Annotated in this window: 5 protein-coding genes; all 5 read right to left on the bottom strand. The window is 35.5% G+C overall.

What is annotated here, in order from left to right; all coding sequences use genetic code 11:
- Window positions 1–183: 183 nt before the first annotated feature.
- Window positions 184–1,479, bottom strand: coding sequence for a TolC family protein (locus tag NLX65_RS04055; RefSeq protein ID WP_260537446.1), 1,296 nt, complete (start codon window positions 1,477–1,479; stop codon window positions 184–186).
- Window positions 1,480–1,513: 34 nt separating this feature from the next.
- Window positions 1,514–3,637: a type I secretion system permease/ATPase gene (locus NLX65_RS04050; RefSeq protein WP_260537444.1), complete on the bottom strand. Its 2,124-nt coding sequence runs from the start codon at window positions 3,635–3,637 to the stop codon at window positions 1,514–1,516.
- On the bottom strand, window positions 3,622–4,986 hold the full coding sequence (locus tag NLX65_RS04045) for an HlyD family type I secretion periplasmic adaptor subunit (RefSeq protein WP_260537442.1): 1,365 nt from the start codon (window positions 4,984–4,986) through the stop codon (window positions 3,622–3,624). Before NLX65_RS04045 ends, NLX65_RS04050 begins: the two co-directional genes overlap by 16 nt.
- A 38-nt stretch (window positions 4,987–5,024) precedes the next feature.
- On the bottom strand, window positions 5,025–7,136 hold the full coding sequence (locus tag NLX65_RS04040; protein ID WP_260537439.1) for a peptidase domain-containing ABC transporter: 2,112 nt from the start codon (window positions 7,134–7,136) through the stop codon (window positions 5,025–5,027).
- A gap of 120 nt (window positions 7,137–7,256) precedes the next feature.
- Entirely contained in the window at window positions 7,257–10,376 is a 3,120-nt protein-coding gene (locus NLX65_RS04035; RefSeq protein WP_260537437.1) for a hypothetical protein, read from the bottom strand.
- Window positions 10,377–10,486 lie beyond the last annotated feature (110 nt).

Below are 10,486 nucleotides of genomic sequence, written 5' to 3'. Positions count from 1 at the left end.
CCTAATGTTTTAGCTAGTTCCAATAACCCTAATTTAGGCTTGATAATTTTTTGATGTAAGTTCATAGTAGTTAAGATTTATATCATCATAATTTAACAATTGTCAGATTAAATCCTAACTACTACAATTTAAGGTTTAAGTCAAAACCGTAACTTTCTGTCAGTACGCGCCCGATGGTCCTTTTTATACTCGTTTATTTAGGTTACCGATGAGTGTATAAAGTTCGAATTCTGCTTGTTTTACCTTAAAAGCATACTCTATTAAGTTAATTTCTGCTTTTTGCATTTCTTCTTCTGCTTCCTGTAAGTCTAGTAGTTTAATCTGATTGGATTTATAGTTTTCTTTTACAAGTAACAATTTTTTTCCACTTACTTTTAGTTTCTCTTGTACGAGTTTATGCAAACCCAACATATGATGGTACTTCCATTTTTTATTCTCTAATATACCCTCTGAGAGCCGTTTGTGCTGATCCAGTTTAAATATTTCGTTATTCAATGCCATTTTTGCTTGTCTAATTTTTGAAGGCATAAGGAATAATCCACCCACATCTACACCAATCGAGATACTTAACATGGCCTTAGATGGATGATTCCTCCATTTTCCATCATTGAAATGATAGGTATAACCATTTGATCTAATTTCAGCTAATAGGCTTAAACAAGAAAGCGGGTAGCATTTAACTTTAGTAAGCTCGGTTGTAGCTATGGCTACTTTTTTTTCTTGTATGGCTGCTTCTAAATCTACTACTTTTCCTACAGTCGTAATATCCCATACTGGTTGAACAGAAATATCTGCTTCCACGAGCGTTTCTTTATTAATAGGCTTACCAAGTACTAAATTCAAATTCCGGCACTTTTCTTTAAGTATTTCTTGATGTTCTAATAAAGTTAATTTTGCTTGTTTGAGTACTAAATCAGCATTTAAAGAATCTACTCTGGATGAGAACCCTAATCTAAATCGCTCCTCTTCTATCTTTAGCTTAGTAGCTGCGATCTCTATAAAGGTATGAAACCGTTCTTCTTTTTTTTGTGCCAATGCGAGTTCATAATGGCAGGTCACTACTTTCTGCAATTCATCTTCTATTGCTTTTGCTGCAGTTAAGCGATCTATCGTATGCTGTTGGTCATAGTGCTTAGTTTGGAAAATTTTATCAACCACAGATTTAAGTTTCCATGATAAAGTAAAAATAGGATTTGATTGTAGTAAATGAGTGTTTTTTGTTTCTTTTTCCCACTGATTATCCTGGGAAAGTAAAAAAGTAGCTTTAGGCGCCCATAGATTCAAGGTGGCCATTCTATTAGAAAAAATGGCTCCTTTTCTTGTATTTTCAGCAATTTGAATGTTCAAATTTTCTTTTAAAGCGATTTGTATCGCTTCTTGTAAACTAATAGGTTTATTTGTCGCAGCATATGCCAAATTATAGGTTATAAGTAGCGCACTATAGCTAAAAATCTTAGCCCATATCTGTTTTACTAACATTGTGATAAAAATTTATTAGAAAACTTTTAATTATTTATTGACTATTAGTTTGCATGTGCCATAGATCAGCATAAATTCCTTTCTGTTTAAGGAGCTCGGTGTGCGTACCTTGCTGGACAATCTTACCTTGATCTAGTACTAAGATACGATCCGCTTTTTTAATGGTGTTTAACCGATGGGCAATGGCAATGACCGTTCGGTTATGACAAATTTGGTGCATATTAGCCATGATAGCGGCTTCAGATTCATAATCAAGTGCTGAAGTGGCTTCATCTAAAATCAAGATGCGTGGATTTACCAGTAAGGCACGCGATAAAGCGATGCGTTGACGTTGACCACCAGATAAACTATTACCTCTTTCTCCAATGATCGTTTGATAAGCTTGTGGTAGTGTACGAATAAACTGATCTGCACCAGCCAGTGTTGCGGCTTCTACTACCTCTTTCTCACCAGCTGCTGGGCAACGCAATTTAATGTTTTCTAAAATGGAGCCGGCAAACAACATATTATCTTGTAACACTACGCTTATATTACAACGTAGTGAAACGGGATCAATAGTAGCAATATCTATTCCATCAATTAAAATTTGACCATATTGTGGCGTATAAAGCCGTTGTACTAGTCTGGTTAGTGTGCTTTTACCTGAACCAGACGGGCCCGTAATACCGATAAACTCCCCTGGTTGTATTGACATAGATAAATCCTTTACTACCTCTGGTGTATTAGGTTGATAACGAAACCATACATAGTGGAATGCTATTTGCCCTTGTAATGTAGGTAGTGTGGCTATACCTTTATGGTCAGCTTCTGACTTTGTGTCTAAAATATCCCCGATACGACGCAGCGCTATTAAGGTATGCTGAAAATCTTGCCAGATTTGCGCCAACCTAAGGATGGGTTGCGTTACATGGTTGGCTAACATGTTAAAAGCTACTAATCCACCAACCGTAAGTTCATTTTGTAATACGATTTTAACGCCAAACCATAAAAGAAAGGCAGAAGTTAACTTTTGTATTAATCCAATACCCTGGCTGGCTATAATGGCTATCTTTTTAGCTGAAAAAGCTGCCCGTAATTGACAAGCTAAAACTTTTTGCCAACGTTTTAAAAAATCTGGTTCAGTGGCTGTCGTTTTGAGTACTTCAATACCCGTAATCGTCTCTGTTAAATAAGCGGTCGCTAAAGCACTAGCATCATACTCTTTAGTAACACGTTGGCGTAGTATTGGCCCAATAGTCAACCAAAATAGGACATATAACACCAATGATCCCATTACAATCCAAGTGAGTAGGTTAGCATAACTAAACATGACCATTAAGAAGACCAAAATAAAAACACTATCTAAGATTAACATTAAGGCTGACCCTGTTAAAAACTGACGAATCTGATTCATTTCCCGAATGCGTGCAACAATTTGCCCCGTTTGGCGTTGTGCAAAATAATCCAATGGTAGCATCAATAAATGGCGATATAATCTGGAAGAAAGTTCTGAGTTAATTTTACTAGCTAAATTAGTAAAAAACTTACCTCGTAAATAAGCCAGTAAAGGTTCGGATATGGACAAGGTTAGTATAGCAATGGCCAATACCTGTAAGCTTGACATAGCTCTGTTGACCAAGACTCGATCTATAACATTTTGAAATAGTTTTGGTCCAATTAAAGCAATAAATTGTAAGGTTAATGAGAGCGCTAATACATTACGAAATTGGCCTATATGACGTAATATAGAAGGTAAAAACCAATGAAATCCAAACTTAACATCTTTAACTTGTAGTTCCTCTTCGGCTAGTAATAGGATGGATAGTTTACCATTAGGTATAGCTTCTTGATAGAGCTGTTCTGTAGCTGGATCATAACGTGACCAATACCCATCTTCTACTTTTTCAATTACATTCCATTTTCCATCCAAACAAACTAAGATGGGCAAGGGTAAAGTCGACAGGTCATCATTTATTTCTGGATAATATTTAGATCGTAAGCCAACTAGTTTAGCAGCCTGGCAAACCTCCATCCAGCTTAGCATTTGGCAGTCTATACCTAGTTTATGGCTTAATAATGTTTCTTTTACCACGAGTTGAAATGATTGTGCAGCGCGTATAATGGCCGCTAAACCATATGTACCGGAAATGATTGGTTGATGCATTAGGGTTCTCTCCAAGCTTCAGATGTATATTCTCGTACGGGACTCAATAAATAATCAATAATCCGTCGTTTACCAATTTTAAGCTCAACCACTATAGACATGCCAGGGGTTAAGATGACGGGTTGATGATCAATCATCATATAATTTTGTACCAATTCAATCTGAGCGGGAAAAATCAATTCTGGGCTGGACTCATTACGTTTAATCGAGTCTAGCGAGATACTTTTTATTGTTCCGTTTATAGTACCATAGCGGCTATATGGAAAGGCTTCAATTTTTACGGTAACTGGCTGGCCAACTTGAATAAATCCAACATCTTTATTAGCAATATCGATTTCTGCTTGTTGCGCACCATCATGCGGTGTGATTATCATAAGTTTTTGTGTCCCCTGTACAACGCCTCCAATGGTATGTATGGCCAATTGCTGTACGATTCCATCCATAGGCGCTCGTACGATTTGCAGTCTGCTACGCGCTTCTGCTTTAGCCAGTTCTTCCTCAGCTAGTAATAATGCAGAGGTCGATTTATTTAAGCCATCATGCCACTCTCTTTTTTTTTGTGCGATATAACTGGATTTTGCTTTTCGTAAAGTATGTGCCCGTTTTTGTAATACTTTTAACTCTTTTTTCTTAGCATCTATGGATAATTGGTTTTCTAATGCTTCTTTTTCCCTTTCTAATAAGGTCATCTTAGCCATAAAATTAGATTGAGCCAGCCTACGGCTAGGTCGTAGCCGTTTCTGGATATTATTTTTTATTTTTTGCAACCCATATAGGCTCTTTTGGTGAACCATTTGCTCAGATTGATTCGTCTCTATCTCAGCATCTAATTTGGACAACATCGCTAGGTATTCTTGCCAGACACTGGTAAAGTAAGCAATAGTTCTTTTTTCTATAGATGGATCGGTATCACTTGGTAGGATCAAAGCATTGCATCGGTCATCGTTAAGCAAAGCGCGATAACGGGCTACTTCTAATTGTTGGAAGGTTTTTTGCTCTTGGCAACGTTTTAATTCCTGAGAGATGCCCACTATATTTAATACCAATAACTTATCCCGAGCTTTAACCGATTGGCCATTTTGAACCAATATTTCAGCTACTTCGCTTAATTCATATGCCTGAATGGTCTGAGAACGACTAGGCAACGTCAATCTACCTGTAGCCGTAGCATGAATATCTAACTGCCCAAAATAGGACCAAGTTAGTGCTAATAATACGAAAATGCTCAATGTAATCGCAGTGATTCTGGCACTAGCAGCAGGCGGGCGCTGCATGAGTTCCAGGTAAGAAGGTAGAAACTCATACTGGTCACACTCAGACCGATGGAAATATGACTGCCATAAAGCCCGTGTTTTATGCCACAAAAAGTTGGCTTTAGTTATTATTCTTGCTATTACATTCCTCATGATGCTACGCCAAATTCTTCTTGGAGCCCCCACAAATAGGCATATTTACCTTTTAGTTGCAATAATGCTTGATGGCTGCCTTGTTCAATAATGTTGCCTTGTTGCAACACGATAATGCGATCACATCGTTGTACGGTAGATAAGCGATGGGCAATGGTAATGATGGTTCGGCCATGCGCAATTTTAGCCATATTTGCTTGAATCAAAGCTTGTGACGCATCATCTAAAGCGCTAGTAGCTTCATCAAAGATCAATATCTTGGGATCCATTAGTAATGCTCTAGCAATAGCAATGCGTTGGCGCTGTCCTCCAGATAGTGAGCTGCCTCCTTCAGCGATTACTGTATCATAACCAAGTGGCAACTGTAAAATAAATTCATGGGCGCCAGCTAATTTGGATGCTTCTATTATGGTTTCTGAGTCAGATGCTGGGAAGGATAGGGCTATATTGTCTCGAACCGTACGGTTAAATAAATAGTTTTCTTGCAATACTACCGCTACTTGTTTGCGTAAATGGCGGGCATTCAAATTATTTAATGACACACCATCAAATAATATCTGTCCTTGCTCTGGCAAAAACAGTCGTAGTAATAAACGTGCTAAGGTACTTTTACCAGAACCTGACTCACCTACAATGCCAATTTGTTCACCAGCTGAAATATGAAGCGAAATACCTTGTAGTACTAAAGGAGTTTTTGTTTGATAGCGAAAAGTTACTTGTTTTAGCGTGATAGCGCCTTGCAAAGGAAAAGGTTCTGCTTGAGATGGTTGTTCTACAGGTAAGTTTAACGTATCTCCTAATATCTCTATAGCGATTTTTGCTTGTACAAATTTACCCCATAGTTCTACTAATTTAGTTAAGGGATGGGCAAAATGCCCAGATAACATATTAAAAGCAATTAATTGCCCCAGCGTAATATCCAGTTTAATCACCATACTAGCCCCACACCATAATATGAAAGCGCTAGTTACTTTACTAATGGCTTGTACTAAATGATCAGATAAAGAAGATAATAGTTGAGTTTGATAATTAGCATCCACTAAATCACAGGTTTGACTCTCCCAACGCCTGGATAAATAGGGTTCAATAGCTAAACTCTTAACCGTTTCAGCCCCAGCAATCGTTTCAGTAAGGAAAGAGGTATTGGCAGCGCTATAACGAAATTGTGTCTGTAGTTTAGCTTGGAGGGGTTTGGTAAAATACCAAGCTACTAGCGCATAGAAGGGAACAGCCAGTAGTGAGATCAAGGTTAAAGTTGGTGATATCAACCACATTACGAGCAAGAATATACTCATAAAGCTGACATCTACTAACAGTGTAAATAGCGAGCTGCTTAAAAAGTCTCTAATGCTATCTAATTCGTGCACTCTGGCTACTAATGCGCCAACAGATCGGTTCTTAAAATAAATCAACGGCAGACCAAGCAGATGTTTAACTAGTTTAACACCTAGTAAGATATCAATCCGCTTGGCAGTATGATTATATTGGTATTCACGCAATCCTCGTAACAATACTTCAAAAATTCCAGTAAGAACCAAAGCAAAAATTAAAACATCTAAAGTAGACTGTACCTTATAGGCCAACACCTTATCCATAATGACTTGGAAGAATAAGGGTAATACCAGACCCAATACTTGCAGAACTAAGGAAAAAAGCAGAATCTCACTAAGGATATGGCGATATTGCCAAAAAGCTGGTACAAACCAAGATAGGCTAAATTTTAGCACTTTATTTGATAAGATAATTACCTTCCTAGTCCAACAGCTACTTAGTTGCTCCTGAGACCACATATCAGGCCTAGGTTTAAACGGATGTTGTACCAGGACTTGATCTTCATCTATCTTCGCTAGTACGTAGTATGTTCCATCAGTTGAAAGAAAGGCCAATGGCAAAAATTGGGTGGTTAGTTTAGCATAGGATAGTTTTTTCTGATGCAACTTTGCATTATAAGTCCTATTTAACGCTGCTAAACTAGCATTAATATCCTGAGAAAAGTCTGAATCAGTGTTTTCACTAGCTTGATTGGCTGTATCCTCGGTAACCTTAATGCCCACTAACTGCAATAGAAATTTGCTACACGCTAAGGCTGTTCTTACAGTTTCTATCATATCTTAAATCATACAGCAAACTTTTTCAAAGTAGCATGCGTTAATCTATCGTTCTAATGGATGACAATATTTCGCCTTAGATACTTACAAGTTTTTTTATAGCAAAGAATAGCTTAAACCTTAAATAGCCTCACTAAAATTATTCGAGTTGTGGATTAAATTTAGTGGCGTTATATCAGTAGGTGCTACAGTAGGGAAGCTAGTACTATCAATCTTACTATTATGCATAGCTGACATTTGTTCTTTTAAATGGTCTAGTCTTGCTTCAGCTGATTCATTTGATAGGTTAAGCGTACTTATTGAATGAGTTACTTCATCAACTAATTGCATTAATTGAGGTTGTCTGTTTTCATCTTCGACACTACTCGAATTTTTAAAGAACTCCTCACTATCAATATTTATTTTATCATAATTCCTTGGATCTTCTGTCTCTGCATTAAACTTCTTAACATCCTCATCACACGAAATTAAACAGCTATTAGGATCTGTATTTCTTGTACGTATACTTCCACCTAGACAACTTATTAGATTTACATTGCTACCACCTCCATTATAATATTCTTTATAATTAAAATTTCTTAAGTTATTAAGTCGCCCTGGATCTTCATTTAATTTTTTTAATAAACTAATTCTTTTTTCTTTGAAATAATTTTCGTCTCTTTTTTTCATTAAACGTTCCTTTATTTCAGAAATGGTATTTGTAGAACGTAATGAATCATTAATATCTCTAGCATTTTCTAAAGCCCATAAGCCACAATTATAGCCATCTGTCTGCTGAACAGGAAGCTTATCTGTTTGACAAGTTAGATCCTCAACAATAATTGAATTATTTTTTAAAGCTCCTTCACAATTTTTTGGAATTTCTTTACCAAGCGAATCTGCATAATATCCTTGATATTTACCATCCTTATGAGAAACAACTAATGTAACCCAGTGTTCATTATTTAAGTTAATAATTAGCGTTAGTGGTTGTTTTTTATCTTGTTGTATTTTACCTTTGAGTTTTTTCAACTCTTTTTGCTTAGTAAGCTGTTTAATTGAACGTACTACTTTAAAGAGCCCACTATCTATACTGGTTATAAAACCATATTCAATTCTTGCTATATCAGGTATATCCTGTGCTTGTAACCTATAATCATATCTTGTTTCTTTTGTTGCAAGCTCGAAAAAGGTTAAATCTTTTCTTTTTCCTTCTCCTTCACCTTTAATTTCTCTCAATATATATTCTAACTCTGCCATACGTGATTCAGTAATAGAACTATGCACCACTACAGCAGTAGTAAAGGATTTACTCGTAAAAATTAAAGTACCGGCACCTTTAGCATTTGTATTAAATAAAACACCCATAACAGCTACTTTATCACCATCTGTTATAGCTTTTATAGCAGCACCTTGAGCATATTTATTCCTCTGAACTGTAGTTAATTCTTCTACTTTATTATTACCTTTAGTAATTAATTCTTTTTCTTCCGGATTTTGCTTATCATTCGATCCTAAATTTTTTTTTTGACGTTTACTTAAACTTACCGAATCTACCTTAAACTCCAATAACACAGGTACATACTCTTTAGTACCTTGATCTAAAGGACCAATAGCTTGAATCAACATATCGACACGAGGACCTCCACCTGTTTGAAACTCAGGTATAATTACAGTCCTTTGATTCTGATTGGATGATCCAAAAGATTCTTGTAACCTTAGATCGCTATAACTACTGAAAAGACCATTCAAAAAACCCTGTAATTGTGCCTCATTATTAATAGAATCCTTAATAGGATACATTATTTTAGCTATTTCATCAAATAGATTCCCATAATCACCGGATGATATATCAGACGATATCTGAGAAGAAGGCAATTTAATTTTACTCTGTGAATCTATCGCCTTATTAAATGATTCTTTTAATTTTTCAGAGCTAGGAATTTCAATATGAGTACCTTTAAACGTTTTCCCCTGATTTTGACTTAATTTATATTTATTTACTTTACCTATGCTAAAAAGACCATCAAAGGATGCACCTTCTTGAGAAGTTTGAAAACTTTTTAAGTTTAAATAAATTTCCACTACATCTTTTACTGTTCTTGATTCATTTGGAATTTGGATTTCTGTATCTTCAATAAATTTTTTTTCATCAAACTCTTTTATATGAAAAACATAGGCGGTTTTATCGTGGGGATCGTTACCTCTAATAAAAAATAAAGTAGTAACAGGATTCTTTGCTAACGTAATAGGGGAAGGTAATGGTTTTACACCACGAACTTTTTCATCTTTCAGCGGACTTTTTTCATAAGAAAATAAATATTTTTTTACATTATCGTTATCAATCTTATTAACTAAGATCGATTGACCTAATATATATCTATTAAAATAGTGAGTCTTTTTTGATTCCTTAACAGCAGGAAAACCATTATACTCATGTGAAAAAGCGTTCTTAACTTGTTTTTCTAATTGATCTTTAGTTATTTCAGATTTATTCCAAGAATAAATATAAGTGAGTATACGTTCCATTAAGGGTTTCGCTGGTCTTTCAAGAGGAACTGTCTTATAACGAAATTTAGAATACATATATGTTTTTATCTTATTTTTTAGCTCCTCTTTATTATTTCCTTGACATTTATTAAAAGTTTCTAGTATATAACGGTAATTTCCTATACTTTTCCATTTTATTACTTTTTCTTTTAAAACTTCTATTCCTTCTATTAGTTCCCAATTATCAATTACATTAAGTATATATTTCAGATCATCCTCTTTTGGCTTAAAATCAAAATTTAACCCTACACAAAACACTTGATCTGAAGTAGTTAAAACACGTGTTGGACCTGCAGTGTACTTATCGGTTTGAACAAGTCCTGCAGTAGGCGTTTCACCACTTGCTTTAAGTTCAATAACTATACGAACAGCATTAGTTATACGGTCAGGACCCCGGAATAGCACTACAAGATCTGCATAGCCGCTACCTGAAAATTGTTCTGGATAAATTTTACCATTATAACGATATTTATAATTGCTTAAAGCACCTGTTAGAAAGCCATGATGATTGGCCTCACGAAACGTTTTCCCAGATGCATTGCCAAAAGGTATATCTGAATACTTATCATGAACCTTTATGAGATGGGATAGAAAATTTTCTAAATTTTTCTGAACTGTACTTGAATCTGAATTAGCAAGCTGCGCTATATAACATTCTAGATTTTGATTGTCTAACTGGAGGCGTGTTATTTCTTTAAATGTAGTAGTCAAGATTTAATCTGACAGGCAGTAAAAATTTAAGTATTAAAGTTGTCCGTTAAGTTAAATGTGTCAGTTAGGTTGTTAAGATAAGCGATTTGATTATTTTTTTCAAAGACTAA

Origin of the sequence: Candidatus Cardinium sp. TP (assembly GCF_025215055.1) — a bacterium.
GTDB lineage: Bacteria > Bacteroidota > Bacteroidia > Cytophagales > Amoebophilaceae > Cardinium.
Note: the sequence above shows the minus strand (reverse complement) of the source record. Positions and strands in the feature narration are given on the sequence as shown.

What these genes read in the sequence shown, in the direction of transcription:
- NLX65_RS04055 (WP_260537446.1), bottom strand. Translation starts at nt 1,479, where the DNA reads ATGTTAGTAAAACAGATATGGGCTAAGATTTTTAGCTATAGTGCGCTA.
- NLX65_RS04040 (WP_260537439.1), bottom strand. Translation starts at nt 7,136, where the DNA reads ATGATAGAAACTGTAAGAACAGCCTTAGCGTGTAGCAAATTTCTATTG.